The following is a 19610-nucleotide window of genomic DNA, read 5'->3' on the forward strand; positions in this document are numbered from 1 at the left end:
GGACAAATAATGAAACAAGTCCAGCAAGGCACACAACAACTTAACAAATTGCAAGAACAAATTCAACAAGGTGCACAACAGCTTGAGCAATTAAAGAGCCAACTCGATCAAGCGAAACAGTTATATAACTCCTTAAATGTCAAGCCTGACATTTCGGGATTGAAAGAGATGTTTAACAAGCAAGGGAGCAGTGGCGCCCTTCCTTCAGATTTTAACCACTTTCAACAATCAATGGGCAGTGGTGGCGGTGGCGGCGGCGGTGGCAGCAAAAACACGCAAAAATGGCAAGAAGAGCTTAAATACAAAGAGCCCGCAGGGGGCGCAGGATCAAAAGAGGCAGTAGATGCTTTTTACGCACAAGAAGTAAAAAAAGCCGAACAGCGCGTAGTAGGAGAAGCAGCCAAAGGACAAGACGTCTACGAAGAAGCCAGTGAAACACAAAAAAACATTACCAAGCTCCTTGACGAACTTGGAAGTACTAAAGATGCGGGTAAAATTCAAGGCATTCAAGCACAATTATCAGCGGTACAAGCAGACCTCCAAGCAAAAATACTCCAAATGCAAGCCGCCATGATGATTCAACAAGCAGAAGAAAAAGCGGCAGAACAACGTGGCTACGAAGAATTTACAGCACGATATAAAGATTTTGCCAAAAAACTCCGTGGTCAATAAACGGGAGAAAAGAGGGGCTTAAATATGAACAAGATCATCATAACAACATTGCTACTTTGCACAGGGCTCATCACGGCTGGTTGTGAAAAAACCTACAGCGTAGAAGAACTTAAAAAAAATAAAAAACTGATGGAAGAAGTATTAGTGAAATGTTTGACGTCAGGGGATTTGAATTCGAAAAATTGTAAAAATGCAGAGCAAGCTGAATTTGAAACCCGTAAAAATTGGAGAGGCTTTGGCTCAACAAATGACGATAAACAAGAATCTGAAAAGAAACAGGACAGTCATTAATCATGAACAAGATCATCATAACAACATTGCTGCTTTGCACAGGGCTCATCACGGCTGGTTGTGAAAAAACCTATAGCGTCGCAGAATTTAAAAAAGATAAAAAATTGATGGAAGAGTGGAATGCTAAATGTGGATTCGCAGGAACTGCAAAAAATTGTGAAAACTTAAGATTAGCACAACTTGAACTTGAAAAGGAATATGAAGCAAAAGCTGAAGAAAGAGCGCGTGAACGCGAAGAAGAAAACCGTAAAGCGATGGAAAGATTTGATGCCGCAATGGAAGCTCAACATCAAGCAAGGCAAGCTGAAATAAAAAAACTAAAAGCTGAAATAGAAAAAAGAAAAGCAAAAGAACAAGCCGAACGAGAAGCAGAAGAGCGCGCTAAACAACAACAGGACAATAAATAATGAATAAAGTTCTCATAACAACATTGCTACTTTGCACAGGGCTGATCACGGCTGGATGTGAAAAAACTTATAGCGTAGCAGAATTTAAAAAAGATGAAAAATTACGCCTAGAGTGGGATGCTAGATGTGGATTTGCAGGAACTTCAAAGAATTGTGAAAACATGCGGTTAGCATTTTTAGAACTTGATAAGGAACGTCAGGCACAAGCAGCAGAAAGAGAGCGTCAAGCGGAAGAGAACAATCGCAAAAGATATGAAGAATTTATGGCGAAACAAAAAGCTGATCTTGAAAAAATGAGAGCTGAGACTCAAAAAAAATTAGAAGAACAAAGAGCAAAGCGACGTGCTGAAGAAGAACAGGAAGCAAAAGAGAGAGCGGCAAAAGAACAACAAAATAACCATTAAAACATAATGAAGAGCGGAGCATCTAAATGGCAATAATAACGAAAGGCGTATTTACTGACATAGATGATATGTTGATGGATCCCCTTGCAGAGGCAATGGATAGCGCCATTACACATCGCTATTGCGCTTTAGCTGCTCAACTTAAAGAGCTTTGTGCACTTTATAATATATTTATGGCAACATTATGTCTGTGCTCTAGATTTATCATCACTGGTTATAAAAACCGATAACACAAGCAGAATTTAAAGATTGTGCTCAAACCTTGTAAAACTGAAAGGAAAAAGGGGAAATATCTATGAATAAAGTTCTCATAACAACATTGCTACTTTGCACAGGGCTTATGGCTGCTGGTTGTGAAAAAACCTATAGCGTCGCAGAATTTAAAAAAGATAAAAATTTACGCGATGAATGGAGACGTAAGTGTGGATGGACAGGAGATTCACAAAATTGTAAAAATTTAGACAAAGCAATAGAAGAAGTACGTCAAGAAAATTTTGATAACTATCTAAATAAATATCGTAAAAATGACGATAAACAAAAAATGAAAGAACAATCTGAAAAGAAAGAAGACAGTAATTAAAGCATAAAAATTCGACTTTGTATGGAACGCGAACCCGTATGATAAGAAGCGGAGAAAAACAATGGCAGCGTATGATATATTTACCATGATAGACAACGGGTTGATCGAGCCCCTCACAAAGGTAATGGATGACACCATTACACATCGCTATTGCGCTTTAGCTGCTCAACTTAAAGAACATTACAGACTATACAATAGATTTATGGCAAGATTATGTCGCTGCCCTAGATTTATCATCACTGGTTATAAAAAACCGATAACACAAGCATAATTTAAAAATTGTGCTCAAAACTTGTAAAACTGAAAGGAAAAAGGGGAAATATCGATGAATAAAGTTCTCATAACAACATTGCTACTTGGCACTGGAATTATCGCTGCTGGCTGTGAAAAAACCTATAGCGTCGCAGAATTTAAAAAAGATGAAAAATTACGCCTAGAGTGGGATGCGAAATGTGGATTTGCAGGAACTTCAAAAAATTGTGAAAACATGCGGTTAGCATTTTTAGAACTTGAAAAAGAATATGAAGCAAAAGCTGAAGAAAGAGAGCGTGAAGATGATGAAAAGTTTCAAAAAATGATTAGAGATTCCGAAGCCGAAATGAGAGCCAGACTTCAAAAAATGGAAGCTAATACTAAAAAAAAATTAGCTGAACAAGAAGCGAAAGAGCGTGCTGAGGAAGAACGAAGAGAAAAAGAACGGGCGGCAGAAGAACAACAAAATAACCATTAAGACATAATGAAGAGCGGAGCATCTCAATGGCAGTAGAAAGCAAAGGCATATTTTCTTATATCGACAATATGTTGATAGAGTCCCTTACAAAGACAATGGATAGCACCATTACACATCGCTATTGCGCTTTAGCTGCTCAACTTAAAGAACATTACAGACTATACAATAGATTTATGGCAAGATTATGTCGCTGCCCTAGATTTATCATTACTGGTTATAAAAAACCGATAACACAAGCAGAATTTAAAGATTGTGCTCAAACCTTGTAAAACTGAAAGAAAGAAGGGGAAATATCTATGAATAAAGTTCTCATAACAACATTGCTACTTTGCACAGGGCTCATCACGGCTGGATGTGAAAAAACCTACAGCGTAGCAGAATTTAAAAAAGACGAAAAATTACGTAATGAGTGGACACCTAAATGTATGTGGAAAAAGCCTTCTAAAACAGAATCTCCTCAAAATTGTGAAAACTTAGGAAAAGCACTAGACGAACTTCGTGAAGAATCCTTTCAAAACTATCTAAATAAATATCGTAAAAATGACGATAAGAAAAAAATGAAAGAACAATCTGAAAAGAAAGAGGACAGTAATTAAATCATAAAAATTTGACTCCGTATGGAACACGAACCCCATATGATAAGGAGCGGAGGAAAGACAATGGCAGCGTATGATATATTTACCAAGATAGACAACGGATTGATGGAGCCCCTTACAAGGGTAATGGATAACACCATTGGAAATCTCTCATCGTCTTTATCTACTCCGCTTAAAGCATCTTGTACAATCTACATTATATTTATAGGGTACAATATTATCTATGGGCGTTCTTCCATGCCTTTGTGGGACTTTATAGCAACAATTTTCAAACTTGGCATCATTGTTTCACTCGCCACAAACGCCGCTCTTTATAATGCGTGGGTTAGGGATATATTTTTCAATGATCTGCCGAATGCCATTGCAAATGTCACCCAAGGAGCACACTCGGATAAAAATGTATGGGATAATATGATACAAACTGCTGCTGGACACGTTTTTGATGCAGCAAACAACGAAAATGGATTTACGTTTGTTGTTTACTGGCTTGCTGGCCTTGTCTGCTTAGTAATTTCTGCTTTCTTTTGTGCTATTGGTTTTTTCGTCTCAATATTTGCTAAAATTGGTTTATTTCTCGTTATATCAGTGGGGCCCCTCTTTATAAGCCTTTATATGTTTTCCTCAACAAGAAGGTTTACAGAGGCATGGTTAAATCAAACAGCAAACTTCATCATTTTGCAGGTATTAGTAGTTATAGTTGGTGGTCTATATGTTGATCTTTCAACAACCATCCTTTCAGGTAGTGTTCTAGATATGATAATTTCCTTAGTCCAATTCTTCTCTATTGCCAGTTGCGGCATTTTGATTTTCCTCAAATTACCTGATATAGCATCAGCTTTAGCTTCTGGTGGAGCTTCCCTCACAGGCTCAACAAAATTAGGTGTAGGTGCAGGACAAATTGCTGGAAAAGGAGCTTTCCGTGCCGCTAAAGAAGCTGGTCACCTTGCTAATGTAGGTGGTAAAGCCGCTCTTCATGGTCTACAAAAACTCATCTCGAAAATAAGGGAGCACTAAGTTCAAATGCGGGAATTTAAAAAAATTGGGATTATCTTACCATTTCTCTTTCTCAGTGGCTGTGTGTCTTCACCAAACACACTGAAGTCACTCCCAAAATGTGATGGATATTCTAAACGTCCACTCAACAGATCAATGTGGAATTGGGAAGGGAAAAAACCCACGCCCACGCCCATCATCATCAGTAACAACACCCCTTCACCCCTAAAAGAAGGTAAGCTGGAAATGCTTCTGGCACAAAAATTAACGGATGAAGAAATCAAATCTTACAAAAATTGCGGGCAAAAAGCATGAAAGAAAAAGATATAGAACAATACATTGCTGAAGCACGCTCGTTTGATCAAGATCGCATGCTCGCCTCACGCCGCACCACCCGCGTCTCGCTTGCCATTGCCGGCATCGCCGTTGCGGTTGCAATACTGTCTTCTCTCGCGGTCATCACCCTCACACCCCTTAAAACCGTGGAACCTTTTGTCATCCGCGTCGACAATTCAACCGGCATCACCGAAGTTGTGGAAGCCTTAAAAGAAGGTCCCACCAATGTCGACGAAGCAATCACACGCTACTTTGCTGCAAAATATGTCCGCTCCCGTGAAGGCTTCACCACAGAAGAAACACAACACAACTTCCAAACCGTCTCCCTCCTCTCTTCTTCAGAAGAACAGGAAAGATTTGCCAGCTGGTATGGAGCAAGAAATCCCCAAAGTCCTCAAATTCTCTATAAACACGCCGCTGTTACAATAACAATAAAATCAATCTCCTTTATCAATGACGATGTTGCCCAAGTGCGTTACTACAGAACCATTCACGACAACGACAACAACAAAGAATTCATCACCCACTGGGTTGCAACACTTACCTTTGAATACATCAATGCCCCTATCTCTGTCCAAAACCGTTTGATAAATCCTCTAGGGTTTATTGTTAGTGAATATAGAACCGATCCGGAAGTGGTCAACTGATCATGACAAAAAAAATTCTTTTTCTCATTCTTAACATCGCTATTACCCTTTCTTTAACGCCTAGCCATGCCAGTATTTTTCCCACCCGTGCGCCAAGCGATAGCCGCATTCGCTTTATCAACTATGATGCCTATAATGTCACAAAAATTATTGGCTCCATACGCTCATCGGTACAAATAGAATTTTCTCCCAATGAAGAAATTGCCCATGTAGCAATTGGCAACAGCGTTGCATGGGAAGTCGCCCCCGCTGGCAATATTCTTTTCCTCAAAGCGCGGGAAGTCCAACCCATTACCAATCTCCAAGTCGTCACCACAAAGCTTGATGGCTCAAAGCGCTCCTATCAATTTGAACTCATGGTCAAAGATGGAGAAATTTCCTCTGGACAAGAAACATATTTCCTTGTGAAATTTCGCTACCCACAAGAAGAAGCAGAACAAAGAAGACTCGCAGCCCTTATGCGACAAGAAAAACAACAAGCCCAGCGTATCGATAATGTCTTCAACGCTTCTGAAACCTACGGACCTCGCAATTGGGCTTACACCGCTCAAGGCTCTATCACTCTTGAACCCTCCTCCGTTTATGACAATGGCAAAACAACAACATTTACATTTCCAGACAACCAAGAAATCCCTGCCATTTACATTGTCAGCAATGACGGTACAGAATCGCTGGTTCCCAAAACCACAAGAGGCAACATGGTGATTGTCCATGCCATTAGCGCACGCTTCACCCTAAGACAGGGAAAAAACGTCCTATGCGTCTTTAACGAAGCCTATCAACCAAAAGGCACCAATCCAAATACCGGAACAACCTCACCATCTGTTGAACGTAAAGTTGCATCAGATCTTTAAATAAGCGGGAATTGAAGGGGACAACACATGAGTGATAAACCAATCATCGAAGATCGCGGATCTATTGGGGATGGCAAAAACAATAGCGCCAAAACCGCCGGCAAAAAAATAGTTGTCGCAATAGCCTGTATAGGAATCTGCGGCTATGTGCTCTGGAACATCTTATCCTCCCCCACAGAACAAAAAGACACCGCAAAAGCTCATAAAAAACAAGAAAAAAGCTTTCACAATTCCCTCGCCCCTTTAGAGCTCGCGCCCTCTGACCCGCGTGCCAACATAGCGCCAATAACCTTACCACCCCCACAACCACTCGCACAAGAACCCAAAAAAGATGACCCACTACTTGATGCCGCAAGACGTGCCCCTGTTCTCGCTTTTGCCAAAGGCTCTAAATCTCAATTAAAAGACATCGTCAACACGACTCTCAACCCCTTTGAAAAATTCCATGCCCTTGAAAATCTCGCGAATGCGCAAAATTCTCCTGCCCTTCAAGACACACAAAATTTTGCAACCCTATTAAAGCCTACCAAAACAGAAGAAGCAAAAGCAAAACTCATCGGCAATAGAAACTTTATCATCGCCATGGGAACCTCTATTCCCTGTATCTTAGAAACCGCATTAAACAGTGAGCAACCAGGCTTTGCAAGCTGCATCATCAACCGTGATATCCTCTCTGACAATGGGCGCGTTGTTTTGCTTGATAAAGGAACCCAAGTGATTGGCGAATACCGCGGAGGGATAAAACAAGGTCAATCTCGCCTCTTTGTACTCTGGACAAGAGCAAAAACCCCAACCGGCGTTATCATTCCCCTTGCCTCACCCGCAACCGACAGTTTAGGCAGAGCCGGTTTTGATGGCAACATCAACACCCATTGGTGGGAACGCTTTGGCTCTTCCCTTTTGTTGACCGTTATTGATGGTGCCACAACAGTTTTAACAAATAAAATAGTAGGAAATTCCAATAAAGAAGGTTCAAACAACTCTGGAGGTGGCGGTTTTGAAGGCGCAAACAACACTGGAAAAGAGGCCGCCAGTATTGCTCTTGAAAATCAAATCAACATCCCTCCTACCCTAGAAAAATTTCAAGGCGAACTCGTCAACATTTTCGTAGCAAAAGATCTCGATTTTTCCTCTGTCTATAAACTAGTCGTAAAGAGCAAAAGAAACCGCTCTACTCCCAGCTATTCCTTTTTTCATTAAGCCAATAAAGTCACATTATGCCATCAGCAAAAAATGCAGAACGCGCCTCCATCGTTTTAACAAAATTAAAGATCTTAGATGACTTTCTCAATGATGAAAATTTATTTGAAATTGTTATCAATCGCCCTGGCGAAGTAATCGTTGAGGGTCCCAATGGTTGGCAAACCCACATCTTAAAAGAACTAACCTACGGCGAACTAGAAGGGATTGCAAAAGTTGTTGCTGCCTACACAACACAAAAAATCAGTGTAGAAAATCCCGTTCTCTCCGCAACACTGCCAAACAACGAACGCATACAAATTGTTATGCCTCCAGCAGTTGCAGCCAATACCATTAGCATGACCATTCGTAAACCTTCATCACGCACTTTTTCTCTTGAAAGTTTACATGAAAACAATCTTTTTTCTGTTGCCCAAAACACCAGTTTCACACCCACGCAACAAATGACAGAACGATTATCCGAACTCTCTGATACAGACAAAGAGCTAACAGATCTCTTTATCGCGAAAGATTTTTGCACCTTTTTAGAAAGAGCCGTTATTACACAACAAAATATCTTAATATCGGGAAAAACCGGTTCTGGTAAAACAACCCTCTCCAAAGCTTTGATTGCAAAAATCCCTGACTATGAACGAATTCTCACCATTGAAGACACACCAGAACTTGTCGTTCCGCACGCCAACAAAGTGCAGCTCTTTTATTCAAAAGATAACCAAGGCTTAGCAAAAGCAGGCGCAAAAGAACTGCTTGAATCAGGCTTACGCATGCGCCCCGACAGAATCCTTCTACAAGAGCTGCGTGATGGTACAGCCTTTTACTATATCCGTAATGTCAATTCTGGTCACCCCGGCTCCATTACCACCGTCCACGCCTCAACAGCCCTTGCAGCCTTTGAACAAATGACCCTTTTAGTCAAAGAAAGTGACGGTGGTGGTAATTTAGCACGCGATGATATCCGCGGCTTATTAATCTCGATGATTGATGTCATCATCCAATGTAAACGCCTCGAAGGAAAATTTCGTGTAACAGAAATCTATTACGACCCTTTCAAACGCCGTGATGCTTTTTAAAAAAACGCTACCCCTCACACCCTTTTTTATAAGCAAAAACTATACCAATAGAGCTTTCTTAAAAACACGATTATAAGCCGCGGATATCATCGCGTGCTAAATTACCACCATAGCTTCAAGTTCAGTGTCAATAATCGAAAACAACAAGTAAAAAGAAGTAAAAATATCATCCCCATTCCCAATCACGAATGCGCCCCACAGGAAAACCAAAACGTGCCGAAAATGATATCTATAACCCTATATTTTTTCTGATTTTTTTTGACATCAATATTTGCAGGAATATCGATACAAAATTTAGTATCCGCTTCACCTTTAGCTTCAGACAAAAGCTTCACAAACACCTTTTAATATACGAGGTCCTGCTTTATGTGCCTTATCCATTATTATTCTTTTCGATATTCATCAAGGCGCAGTATAAAATTTTCTTCAACGCATTCCTCTCTGATTTTGTCAAATTACCTCAAGATGATTGACTGTAAATATCTTCGATCAACACCGGAATATTTTAACCACCAAAAAAGGGTATAACCTTATATCCCCCACTTTTACTCTTATGCTTTTAAACCTAACTTTCCTTGGCTTCACCTCATTCCTTGCATAAAACCACCAACATCTGAATGAGTAGCAATAAAAGAAACAATATCAAATAATTATTCAGGCGATATGCCTTCTTCTTTCACAGAAATTCAATAAGCTGCCATTTCAATCACGGTTTGCATACATCATTCAATATACGGAAACACCCATAACGATAATGATGTAAATGAAAAGCTAACTTGAAGTGAATGATCAGAAATATCAAATATCCAAATGACAAAACAAATCTTACCTATCTTCAGCTATATCTCTTAACCCTTGTCACTTCTCTTAACCCTTATCACTTTTCTCAAAAGTTTTAAGCGTTTTCTCATGAAGAATATACATATCAAACGGCAATCCTCTTTCATCAACAACTTTTGTCAAAGCAATACGGATGAAATCAGACACCGTAAGTCCTAAACTTGCTAATATTTCACCGAATTTTTTTTAACGCCCTATCTATGCAGGCACATACAACGTCTTTTGTCACACCCATATTAAACCTCTTTTGATTACCTCTCTTTTGCCATATGGCTTAATAGGGCTTATACAGCATAAGGCTTTATCCTTGCCCTTACCGTATCATATCTATTGATCTTGCACGCGCTATTGCGTTGATTTTCTCCTGTTGTCTCTGTTGCAAAAACTTAACTGCCATTTGAAACTCTTTTATGCGTTCTTTATTATAAGACTGTTCTTTGGGGATTGCTTTTGATAAATCAAAACCATATTTATGAATGGCATCATGTCCAAAACGTTTATCTAAAACACTTTGTAGCTTTAAAAACTCTTGATTAACCTGCTCTGGTATCTTTGAATAACTATCACAACCAGCTTCAACATTTTTCATAAAAGTCACTGCTTCTTGTGAAAGTGACGGAACCTCAACTTTCAATCGCTCACGCTCCCGTGTAACACTATCCATATGTGTCTCATAAGAATTCTTATAAAAGGATTGAAGCTCTCTCATAGTAGAAACAGCAAGAGGAACATGATAAAGCGCTTCTTTTCGTTCTTTTCCTGTAGCCTTCAATTTATCGATAAAACGATCTGACCCACGCAGTTCGCCCGCTCTATCAGGTGCCCTATCCAAAATATCAGGAAGTTTATCGCCTTTACCTGCTAAAATCGTTTGCTCAATCCTAAACGCAGCCTCTTGTGGATCTCTATAAATAGATGCTAAATGACTGTTTAACTCCTTAAACACATCAATGTAAGATTTTTTATTTCTAAGAGCGCTTAGCACCTTCTGTTCTAGATTAGAATTATCTATATAAGCAGCAAGGTATGGCTCTCGTTCTGTTGCTTTTGCAACAACATTCAAATCATTTTGTAATTGTTCAAGTTCTTCTTTTTGACGTTTAGCAAAACTTGTCTTTTCTCTATCCCAAGGAGTTTCAATCTTCTCTTTTTGTTGTTCCAAGCACTCTTTATTAAGATAAACGCCAAAAGCAATATTTTTGCCAATACCTTGAGAAACATCATCCCTTTTATTTTCTGTAAACTTGATAAGGTTCTTATAGATGAGTGCAGATAGATATTCTGAATTACCAAAATGTGCTTCAATTGACGCACGTGTCATTTCTTGTCGCTCAATACCCTTCCAGTTGATATGATAACCAGCTTCACGAGCCAGTTGCACCATAAATTCACGCTGAGTACGCCCATTCCCCTCTCGAAACGGATGCAACGCATTCAATTCGCCCATGTAATACCCAGCCCTTTGGCTAAAGTCATAAGCGCCAAGACCACGCAGATACTGTTCTTTTGCAAGCTTTTGCGTAATCTTCGGTGCATAACTTTCAATCTGATTATAACTAGCAAACATACTATTGCCTTTGGCAATATCCACTAAACGAACTTGTCCCGCCCATTCATATATGTCACCAAACAGTCTTCTATGAATCTCTTTCATGTAATTCAGATCAAACTTACCACCAATAGGAGTATGTACAAATTCGAAAGATTTTACATAAGAAATCGTAGATTCTACACGTTGCAGTGTGGCTTTGTCTTTAATACCAAGCCGATTATACATCACACCAGTTTCAGGATCAGTATAAGAATCACCGCTCCCCTTATACTTCTCCACGTTTTACCCTCTCCATATAATCTTTGAGGATATCACTTGTTTCAAGCTCTCCAATAATAACACGCTCCATTTGTGCAACAACCAGCGGATCTGGCTCTAATCCCTCTAAACGTTGGCTTGCCAATGCATTTTCAGCATAGAGGCGACGCAGCTTAAGTTCCTCTTCACTCAACATATTAAAACCCTCATTTGCTTACATTTATTATAGCCAAACAGACTATAGAAACAAGATTTTATTCCTTGTCTTACCCGCGTTACATCTTTTGACCTTGTACGCTCATACGCATGATTTAGCTCTTGTATACGTTTCTGTTGCAAAAACTTAACTGCCATTTGAAACTCTTTTATGCAATCTTGATCATGGGACTGTTGTTAAGGATTTTTTTTTGATAGATCATAATTTGTTTGCATAGCAAGCCAAGCACGTGCTGTGCTTACACCAGACATTTCAAGCCTAATAGCAAGATTAGCACTCATAGCGGCTTTTCCATTTAAAACTCTAGAAAGTGCTACACGAGATATACCAAGCTACTCTGCTGCTTCATTAACGGATAAACCAAGCTCTTTGATCACATCTTCTCGCAATAATTCACCGAGATGTGAAGGATTCTTCATCATTGTTTAGACCTGCTTTTTGATGACAATCCAGATAATCAACCATTTCCACATCTATGCTATCAAAGCGAAATATTACGCAACAATTTCCATTTACAGTAATTGACTAATAATCCTTGAAATCACCCTTTAGCAGATGTAATTAAAAGGATGGATAACTCAAATCTTTTGGCGATACATCTCCTTCAAGAGCACTTAGAATACGCTTTAATTTTTGAGCATGGGCGGTTCTAATCCCTTCAGTCGTACCAGTATTATAGAAGGCTTCAATCCTTTTATGTTTAAATCTTAAAATTGTAAATGAATATAGAGTGTACCCTTCCAAGATACAAAAAATGTTCATTATTTTTACATCACACGGCTTTTTTTACTTTATAAACATTAGAACTGTCGTGAAAAAATTACTCATTCTCATCTCTTTCTCATTATTCTACTAATTATTGGAAAAGTATAAGTTCATAATTAGGAGGAGCTAAACGTAATAGGAGCGTATCATATCTCCAATTGGCAGCGGCACTTAGAAACATCAAGATGATATAACCACAATGACCATTGCTGTTTGATGTTCATGAGGCGCTGCACCCGCTGTATATCGAGTAAAAAGAATGAATAACACTAATAACCCCCTACAAACTCTGTTAAACTAATAACCGGTTTACGAATAAGTAAAAGAAAAAGGAAAATCAAAAAAAGGCATATTTTTCATATTTTACGAACTATAGAGAAATCTATACGCATTGTAGTTATTAGAATTAGACTTTTCCCTTTTTTATTTAATTTGTTCGTAGATAGAGTATCCATTACCGTTATTACATCACTAACAGAGTTAATAATCATACCTTTTGTAATTGCCAAAATCCCGCATTAAAATCAGACCTTTATTCAAAGATGATCTGATAATTTTTTCAAAAAATTCAAGATTCCTCAAGTGCAGTCCCCATGCGTACATCATGATGAATAATAACATCCATCAACTCTGTCACGACAGTGTCCAATACTTCTCGTGCATCGCCTTCAGCCATAAGGCGGATAACCGGCTCCGTTCCAGAAGCGCGGATCACCAGCCGTGCCTCTTTTCCTAACCGCTTCTCTGCTTGATCAATGGCCGCTTTGACGGGATTTTTTTTCAAGACATTTTTATTTTTAATCGTTACATTTTTTAAAATTTGCGGTACAGGTTCAAACCGTTTACACAATTGGCTCATAGGGCTTTGACTTTCCTTCATACAGGCTAAAATCTGCAATGCAGCCACCAAGCCATCACCCGTGGTACCAAAATCACTAAGCACGATATGGCCAGAAGCCTCACCACCAACATTATATCCCTTTTGGCGCATGGCATCGACAACATAACGATCTCCAACTTTTGTCCTTACAAGGTGCAACCCTTTGCTATTCAAGAAACGCTCTAGTCCAAGATTTGACATAATCGTTGTGACAACACCATTGCACCGTAATCGTCCCATTTTATGCCAATTTTCAGCAATTACAGCAATCAACTGATCTCCATCAACCGTTTGTGCTTTTTCATCCACAATGAGAACACGATCTCCATCTCCATCAAGAGCAATCCCCACATCAGCACGCACTTCATGCACTTTTCGTTTTAAAGAGCTTAAATCGGTTGATCCACATTTTTGATTAATATTGGTCCCATTGGGTTCATCATGAATAGCAAAAACCTCAGCCCCCAATTCCCATAAAGCACGGGGAGCCGCTTTATAAGCAGCCCCATTGGCACAATCCACAACAATACGCACAGTATCTAAGCGAACATCACGCGGCAAAGTTCGTTTGGCATATTCAATATAACGATAAATATCCCCCTCAACCCGTTTTGCATAACCAATTTCGGCAGAACTTGCTAAAGATTTTGAAAGATCTGTATCGATCAATTGTTCAATTTTGGCTTCCATATCATCTGAAAGTTTAAAACCATCAGGACCAAAAAGTTTAATTCCATTATCATAGAACGGATTATGAGAAGCAGAAATCATCACCCCAAGATCCGCTCGCAAAGAGCGGCAAAGCATTGCAACAGCAGGGGTTGGCACTGGACCCAATAAAAAAGCTTCCATCCCCGCAGCAGTCAATCCTGAAACCAAAGCGTTTTCCAACATATAACCAGATAATCGTGTATCCTTGCCAATCACCACACGATGAGATTGATGTTGTGAGCGAAATAAAACCCCTACAGCCATCCCCACCTTCATGGCAAAATCGGGTGTCATAGGAAATGAATTGGCTTTCCCCCGAATTCCATCTGTACCAAAATATTTTTGCACCATGCCTCTTTCCTTTAATATATAATTCTTCCCTTGGCTTTTCCTTAAAACCCTAACAAGCCCCCTTGGTACAATAGTCCCCCCGCTCCCCGTATAAAATCAGATCATTGATCTAAACCTTCATGCATTTAAACAATCAAGCCCCCTATTCACCATCTACACATCTAAACCACTCTCAAGCAATTATGTTTACACCCTTCCACATAAAAGCAATATTATCTCCTCAAAATGCTCTATACACCCCTTTAATACAACCAACGGATAATCTCACACACTTGCTAAATCCGTAAAGAAACCCAGCACCAAACCTCATACCCTACAAAATCAGCAAGGAAATCTATCGCCTAACCTCACAACCCTACCACATTAGAAAAGCAACAGTCCACCTCGCCTTGTAGCATGCTAAAGCCGTCATAATACAACGGCTTTGCTTAATTTTTTGCTTCCATATTTTTGCAAATATTACAAGAAAGGCGCAAACAAAACTTGCGCCTTTCTCAAAAAAATTAGAAGTTTTCCTAAAACATCGTCACTCAAGCGATATTAAATAATTCTTATTTTTCTTTATCATGTCCCGCAGTATTGGACTTCTTTTCAGCATTACTTTTAGAGCGGTTGACTGATTTTGTGGTGCCTTTTGTGCTTTGCGCTTTTTTCTCAGTCTCATCCGATTGCACTTCTTTAGACTGAGCCTCCTTAGGCTCAACATTACCGGATTTTGCTGTTTTTTTCCCAACAGCTGCCTCTGCTTTGCCTACCTCGCCTTTATCTGTCTCTGCTTTATGAAGCACTGTTTTAGGGGCTGCTTCAGCGCTTTTTTCATCTACCACTGTTGTCTCTGTCTTCATTTTTCCAGTTTTTGGAACAGAAGACCCCCGTGGCGCAGCACCCTCATCTTTCTGTGTGCGTGAAGGAGGCTTTCCTGCAATAACTTCGTTAATTTCAGCTCCCGTTAAAGTCTCATATTCCAACAAACCTTGTGCCAAAGCAAACCATTCTTTTCTTTTTGTTTTCAAAATGTTTGTCGCATTTTTATAGGCATCATCAATAAGCTTACGCACTTCCATATCAATCATGCGCGCTGTTTCTTCAGAGACATTTTGTGTTCGCGCAACAGAATGACCCAAAAAGACTTCATCTTGGTTATCGCCATAAGCTACATTTCCAAGCAGATCAGAAAATCCCCACCGTGTGATCATCGCGCGAGCTAATTTCGTTGCTTGTTCAATATCAGAAGAAGCACCAGATGTGATATTTTCCTTTCCAAACTTTAATTCTTCAGCCACACGTCCACCCATCATAATGGCCAGACGAGAAATCATCCACCGATAACTCATAGAATAGCGATCGCCTTCAGGCAATTGCATCACCATTCCCAATGCTCTTCCCCTTGGAACGATTGTTGCTTTGTGGACAGGATCAGCAACCGGCACATTAAGAGCCACAATAGCATGTCCTGCTTCATGATAGGCAGTGAGTTCTTTTTCCTCTTGTGTCATAGCGGTTGAACGTCGTTCCGCCCCCATCATCACCTTATCTTTGGCATCTTCGAATTCTTGCATCGTGACAACTCTTTTATTACGGCTTGCAGCCATAAGAGCAGCTTCATTGACCAGATTCATCAGGTCCGCACCGGAAAATCCTGGTGTTCCCCTTGCCAAAATTTTCAAATCAACGTTAGGCGCTAAAGGCACGTTGCGCACATGCACTTTCAAGATTTGTTCACGCCCAGAAACATCAGGGTTTGGCACAACAACTTGTCGGTCGAAGCGCCCTGGTCTTAACAAAGCGGGATCAAGCACATCGGGACGGTTTGTTGCAGCAATAAGAATAATACTTTCATTGGGCTCAAACCCATCCATTTCGACAAGCAACTGGTTTAAGGTCTGTTCACGTTCATCGTTTCCACCGCCAAGACCAGCCCCCCGATGGCGCCCAACAGCATCGATTTCATCAATAAAGATAATACAAGGTGCATTTTTTTTAGCCTGTTCGAACATATCGCGCACACGGCTTGCCCCAACACCAACAAACATTTCAACAAAATCAGACCCTGAAATGGTAAAGAATGGCACATTGGCTTCACCGGCCACAGAACGTGCTAGCAAAGTTTTACCGGTTCCTGGAGGACCAACAAGCAAAACACCGCGTGGGATACGCCCCCCTAAGCGTTGAAATTTTTGTGGTTCGCGTAAAAATTCAACAATTTCTTGAAGATCTTGCTTTGCTTCTTCAACGCCAGCAACATCTTTAAAGGTAATACGTCCTTGCGCTTCATTAAGCAATCTTGCTTTCGATTTCCCAAATCCCATTGCACCGCGTGATCCATTTTGCATTTGCCGCATAAAAAAGACCCACGCCCCCACGATAATAATAACAGGTAACAAGGAAAAGAGGAGATTGAGGAAAATGCTATTTCCAGAGCTTTCAGGAATAGCTTTAACATTGACGTTTTTACTTTCCAATTTTTGTATCAAACCTGGATCGCGAGGAGCATAGGTTGAAATAGCTCTATGTTCAATGGTTTTTCCTGTTAATTTTTGACCTTGAATGGTCACAGATTTCAACTCATTATTCTCAACTTTTTGCAAAAATTCAGAATAGGAGACTTCTCCACCACCAGAACGTTGGCTATCTCCATTAAAGAGAGAAAACGACACAATCAAAATCAATGCAATAACTCCCCAAATAAGGAGAGAGCGGTAATTGGAATTCATATTCAGCCCACTTAATCAAATATAGATTTCAAACAGTTCCCCTTAACATATAACCTTGTCAGCCCCTTGCCAAGGGATGAGAAGCTGTTTATTTTCTTTTAGAGTAATTTTCCTTTATCTTTTCACCTCAATATTAAAAAAAGGTTCCACAACATTCACCAAGGCAGCATCTTCTCGTGAGGAAAGCCAATCGAAAGGTGCCATAATCCGCTTGACGATAACATGTTTATGAACAACTGCTTGAGAAATCAACTCTGGAATATCATACCCTTTATGATTTGAGATCATCAGCAGCGATTGTAAAGAGGGAAAATGAGGCTTTTCAAGCTCAAAATCGCTATTTTTTAATAAAAATTTCAGCTGTTCTAAATTTGCGGCTCCAACCTTTATAGCCTCATATCCATGATTTGTGATATGATAGCGCCCATCCCATATAAAAGTTTTATCTGGCTCAACAATAGCCTCTTTCATATTTCGCCCTTCACGCCACAAAGAAATTCCCTGCTTGTTATATTCAATAACAGAGCCCGCATAAGTAAAACGCCGCTTTTCTGAAGAATCGAGACAGAGTTTTTGAACAAGCATGCTTAATTTCTGATTGGGGAGCAAATAAAATCCCCCTCCCATCAGCACAGCAAAGAGCCCCACCACAAAAGGAAAACTGGAATGTTTCTGTAAAAACAGCGCAGGCTTTGCTATGGAACAACGCCCATGTTGGACAGTAATATCCAGCGCTAAGATCAAATCAGCAATATTTTTGGCTTGTTGACGACGCTGCAATGCGGCTTCATTTATTTTTTGAGCAATATAAGCCAATTTTTGTGGAGAAAGAGATTGACGCACGCGCACACGTTCAAAATTGCGATCTTCATTGGTTGGATCATCAATCCATGTTTGTCCTTGTAAGCGTAAATAATTCCGTAATGTTTGGCGTTTTACACCAAGGAGTGGCCGAATCAAACGCACTTTTCTATGCAACAACGCCTCACGCGGAATACAGGATAAACCGCGCTCATAAAGGGGACCATAGTTTTTTTCGGCAATATTTTTTTTTGTTTTTCTGGTATGATCCTCATCACGTATACCCTCGGCTTCACCGCGCAAAATACCAGCAAAACCACTGGCATAAACCTCATCGCGCATGGCAACAGCTTCACTATATAAAGCACCTCTATTCTTTTGGAGACGTTGATACCGCATTTGATAGGTTTCAACCTGATCATTGAGTGTATGCCCCGTCATAATAAGTGATGCGCCTTGTTTTTGTGCTTCTTTAACCAAGAGATCATAGCGTGCAACACGCGCGCTGGAAGCAATATGCGTCTTTGGCTTTTCGCCTTCCCATCGCACAGTGATATGTTGAATATCATGGACACGACAAATTTTCGCAACAGTTTCTGCCTCACGCATCGATTCTTTACGCAATTGATGATCAACCGTGACAACAATCATTTCTGGAGGAAATACGAGTGTTTCCAAATGCTCTTTGACCAAAAACATCAAAGCCAAAGAATCACTTCCCCCTGAGACGGCAAGAATCAACTTCTGACATTGAATAAAATCCGATGTTTTAAAGAGATTTCTTGCCAGTCTAACGCACACCGAAAACGACCTCGCTGTTTATTTTGCAGGTTTACAAAAAACAGATGCTAATGTTTGTTGACGTTTTGATTTTTTCACAAAATGAGCACAATCGTCTTTATTTGGCTCAAGAGCGACCATACTTCTTGCTAATTTCAGTAAAATCTCGGAGGTATAGAGCTTCTTTTTATCTGCATACCATGCGGTAAGATAAACTTGTGCTGCTTCATGATAGCGTTTTTGCCCCAACAAAGATTCGGCCAACCAAAATAAAGCATCATCACTCAAAGAATCTTTTTTGTAACGATTTTGAAAAGCGCAAAAGCTTTTTTCAGCATCAACATAGTTAGCAGAACGAATAAAATCATACCCTTCCTTATACAAAGCTTTAGAAGAAGAAAGATTGTCACTCTGATGTGCTTCAATTGGAGCACTTACTTCATGCGCTTTGTTAAAAGGTTGACTGTTTTCATGGTCATGGCTCTCCACCTTAGCTTCCACAGCAGCAACCTTTGTCTGGTCACCTGTACTATGGTCCTGCTCCATCTCTTCCTTTACAGTCTGAGATTTTTCATCTACAGCAGACTTTTCAAAAGAACAAGAATAAACAGAAGAGGCTTCTGTATCAAAAAGCTCGTGAAACTGCTTGTTAACATTTTTTAAACTGTTATGCTCAAGCACCATTCGTATCTTATGCAAAAGCTTATCTAAATCATAATCTTTAAATAAAGCCTGTTGATTCTCTAAAATAATCCCTTGGTGCTCCGCAACACTAGTAGCTTTTTCCACCACATCAGATGCTGCTTTATCAGCTGCTTCAGGTGCTTCTTTCACTGCATCAACAGCCTTATTAACGGCGTCAGTGGCTTTTTCCACCGCATCAGATGCTGCTTTATCGGCTGCTTCAGGCGCTTCTTTAACAGCATCAACAGCCTTATTAACAGCGTCAGTGGCTTTTTCC

Annotated in this window: 22 protein-coding genes and 2 pseudogenes; 16 read left to right on the forward strand and 8 right to left on the reverse strand. The window is 40.0% G+C overall.

Going from position 1 to position 19610, the window contains the following annotated elements:
* The first annotated feature begins 9 nt into the window (after window positions 1-9).
* From ACFIMS_RS07245 to virB11, 16 genes are all read left to right on the forward strand, one after another.
* Entirely contained in the window at window positions 10-672 is a 663-nt protein-coding gene (locus ACFIMS_RS07245) for a type IV secretion system protein (protein ID WP_375696547.1), read from the forward strand.
* 24 nt (window positions 673-696) lie between these two features.
* Window positions 697-963, forward strand: coding sequence for an EexN family lipoprotein (locus tag ACFIMS_RS07250; protein ID WP_375610252.1), 267 nt, complete (start codon window positions 697-699; stop codon window positions 961-963).
* A gap of 2 nt (window positions 964-965) precedes the next feature.
* Complete coding sequence (locus ACFIMS_RS07255) at window positions 966-1370, forward strand: EexN family lipoprotein (RefSeq protein WP_375696540.1); 405 nt, start codon at window positions 966-968, stop codon at window positions 1368-1370.
* The gene (locus ACFIMS_RS07260; protein ID WP_375696541.1) at window positions 1370-1774 is read left to right on the forward strand and encodes an EexN family lipoprotein; all 405 of its coding nucleotides are present in this window, start codon (window positions 1370-1372) and stop codon (window positions 1772-1774) included. The genes ACFIMS_RS07255 and ACFIMS_RS07260 overlap by 1 nt, the downstream gene beginning before the upstream one ends.
* A 26-nt stretch (window positions 1775-1800) precedes the next feature.
* On the forward strand, window positions 1801-2004 hold the full coding sequence (locus ACFIMS_RS07265; protein ID WP_375638290.1) for a hypothetical protein: 204 nt from the start codon (window positions 1801-1803) through the stop codon (window positions 2002-2004).
* Between the two features lie 65 nt (window positions 2005-2069).
* On the forward strand, window positions 2070-2354 hold the full coding sequence (locus ACFIMS_RS07270) for an EexN family lipoprotein (protein ID WP_375612512.1): 285 nt from the start codon (window positions 2070-2072) through the stop codon (window positions 2352-2354).
* Window positions 2355-2415: 61 nt separating this feature from the next.
* Complete coding sequence (locus ACFIMS_RS07275) at window positions 2416-2625, forward strand: hypothetical protein (RefSeq protein ID WP_375696542.1); 210 nt, start codon at window positions 2416-2418, stop codon at window positions 2623-2625.
* Window positions 2626-2679: 54 nt separating this feature from the next.
* Window positions 2680-3084, forward strand: a complete 405-nt coding sequence (locus ACFIMS_RS07280) for an EexN family lipoprotein (protein WP_375696543.1) — start codon at window positions 2680-2682, stop codon at window positions 3082-3084.
* Between the two features lie 26 nt (window positions 3085-3110).
* Window positions 3111-3353: a hypothetical protein gene (locus tag ACFIMS_RS07285; RefSeq protein WP_375655028.1), complete on the forward strand. Its 243-nt coding sequence runs from the start codon at window positions 3111-3113 to the stop codon at window positions 3351-3353.
* Between the two features lie 27 nt (window positions 3354-3380).
* Complete coding sequence (locus tag ACFIMS_RS07290; RefSeq protein ID WP_375635551.1) at window positions 3381-3680, forward strand: EexN family lipoprotein; 300 nt, start codon at window positions 3381-3383, stop codon at window positions 3678-3680.
* 63 nt (window positions 3681-3743) lie between these two features.
* Entirely contained in the window at window positions 3744-4694 is a 951-nt protein-coding gene (locus ACFIMS_RS07295) for a type IV secretion system protein (protein WP_375638288.1), read from the forward strand.
* A gap of 6 nt (window positions 4695-4700) precedes the next feature.
* Window positions 4701-4988 carry a type IV secretion protein VblB7 gene (locus ACFIMS_RS07300; RefSeq protein WP_375632018.1) on the forward strand — a complete coding sequence of 96 codons (288 nt, stop codon included), beginning with the start codon at window positions 4701-4703 and terminating at the stop codon, window positions 4986-4988.
* Window positions 4985-5656 carry a virB8 family protein gene (locus tag ACFIMS_RS07305; protein WP_375613221.1) on the forward strand — a complete coding sequence of 224 codons (672 nt, stop codon included), beginning with the start codon at window positions 4985-4987 and terminating at the stop codon, window positions 5654-5656. The genes ACFIMS_RS07300 and ACFIMS_RS07305 overlap by 4 nt, the downstream gene beginning before the upstream one ends.
* A 2-nt stretch (window positions 5657-5658) precedes the next feature.
* Window positions 5659-6510, forward strand: a complete 852-nt coding sequence (gene virB9 / locus ACFIMS_RS07310; protein ID WP_375685068.1) for a P-type conjugative transfer protein VirB9 — start codon at window positions 5659-5661, stop codon at window positions 6508-6510.
* Window positions 6511-6537: 27 nt separating this feature from the next.
* Window positions 6538-7710 carry a type IV secretion system protein VirB10 gene (gene virB10, locus ACFIMS_RS07315; protein ID WP_375696544.1) on the forward strand — a complete coding sequence of 391 codons (1173 nt, stop codon included), beginning with the start codon at window positions 6538-6540 and terminating at the stop codon, window positions 7708-7710.
* A gap of 17 nt (window positions 7711-7727) precedes the next feature.
* The gene (virB11, locus tag ACFIMS_RS07320) at window positions 7728-8780 is read left to right on the forward strand and encodes a P-type DNA transfer ATPase VirB11 (protein WP_273724587.1); all 1053 of its coding nucleotides are present in this window, start codon (window positions 7728-7730) and stop codon (window positions 8778-8780) included.
* An 867-nt stretch (window positions 8781-9647) separates the two neighbouring features.
* Here virB11 and ACFIMS_RS07325 read toward each other — a convergent pair.
* The 8 genes and pseudogenes from ACFIMS_RS07325 to ACFIMS_RS07360 all read right to left on the reverse strand — a co-directional run.
* The gene (locus tag ACFIMS_RS07325; protein ID WP_375638284.1) at window positions 9648-9767 is read right to left on the reverse strand and encodes a type II toxin-antitoxin system RelB/DinJ family antitoxin; all 120 of its coding nucleotides are present in this window, start codon (window positions 9765-9767) and stop codon (window positions 9648-9650) included.
* A gap of 166 nt (window positions 9768-9933) precedes the next feature.
* Window positions 9934-11451 carry a type II toxin-antitoxin system protein adenylyltransferase VbhT gene (vbhT, locus tag ACFIMS_RS07330; RefSeq protein ID WP_375696545.1) on the reverse strand — a complete coding sequence of 506 codons (1518 nt, stop codon included), beginning with the start codon at window positions 11449-11451 and terminating at the stop codon, window positions 9934-9936.
* Window positions 11438-11626, reverse strand: coding sequence for an antitoxin VbhA family protein (locus tag ACFIMS_RS07335; protein WP_375638282.1), 189 nt, complete (start codon window positions 11624-11626; stop codon window positions 11438-11440). The genes vbhT and ACFIMS_RS07335 overlap by 14 nt, the downstream gene beginning before the upstream one ends.
* Before the next feature lie 197 nt (window positions 11627-11823).
* A pseudogene (locus tag ACFIMS_RS07340) lies at window positions 11824-12069 on the reverse strand (HigA family addiction module antitoxin).
* Window positions 12070-12980: 911 nt separating this feature from the next.
* A complete protein-coding gene (gene glmM / locus ACFIMS_RS07345) occupies window positions 12981-14354 on the reverse strand; it encodes a phosphoglucosamine mutase (RefSeq protein ID WP_375613213.1) in 1374 nt (457 codons plus the stop codon).
* A gap of 551 nt (window positions 14355-14905) precedes the next feature.
* A complete protein-coding gene (gene ftsH, locus ACFIMS_RS07350) occupies window positions 14906-17068 on the reverse strand; it encodes an ATP-dependent zinc metalloprotease FtsH (protein ID WP_375638281.1) in 2163 nt (720 codons plus the stop codon).
* A 114-nt stretch (window positions 17069-17182) separates the two neighbouring features.
* A complete protein-coding gene (gene tilS, locus ACFIMS_RS07355; RefSeq protein ID WP_375696546.1) occupies window positions 17183-18670 on the reverse strand; it encodes a tRNA lysidine(34) synthetase TilS in 1488 nt (495 codons plus the stop codon).
* A gap of 18 nt (window positions 18671-18688) precedes the next feature.
* Window positions 18689-19610: pseudogene (locus tag ACFIMS_RS07360) on the reverse strand (tol-pal system protein); the annotation flags it as partial.

Origin of the sequence: Bartonella sp. AP331QHHD (assembly GCF_042195905.1) — a bacterium.
Classification (GTDB): domain Bacteria; phylum Pseudomonadota; class Alphaproteobacteria; order Rhizobiales; family Rhizobiaceae; genus Bartonella.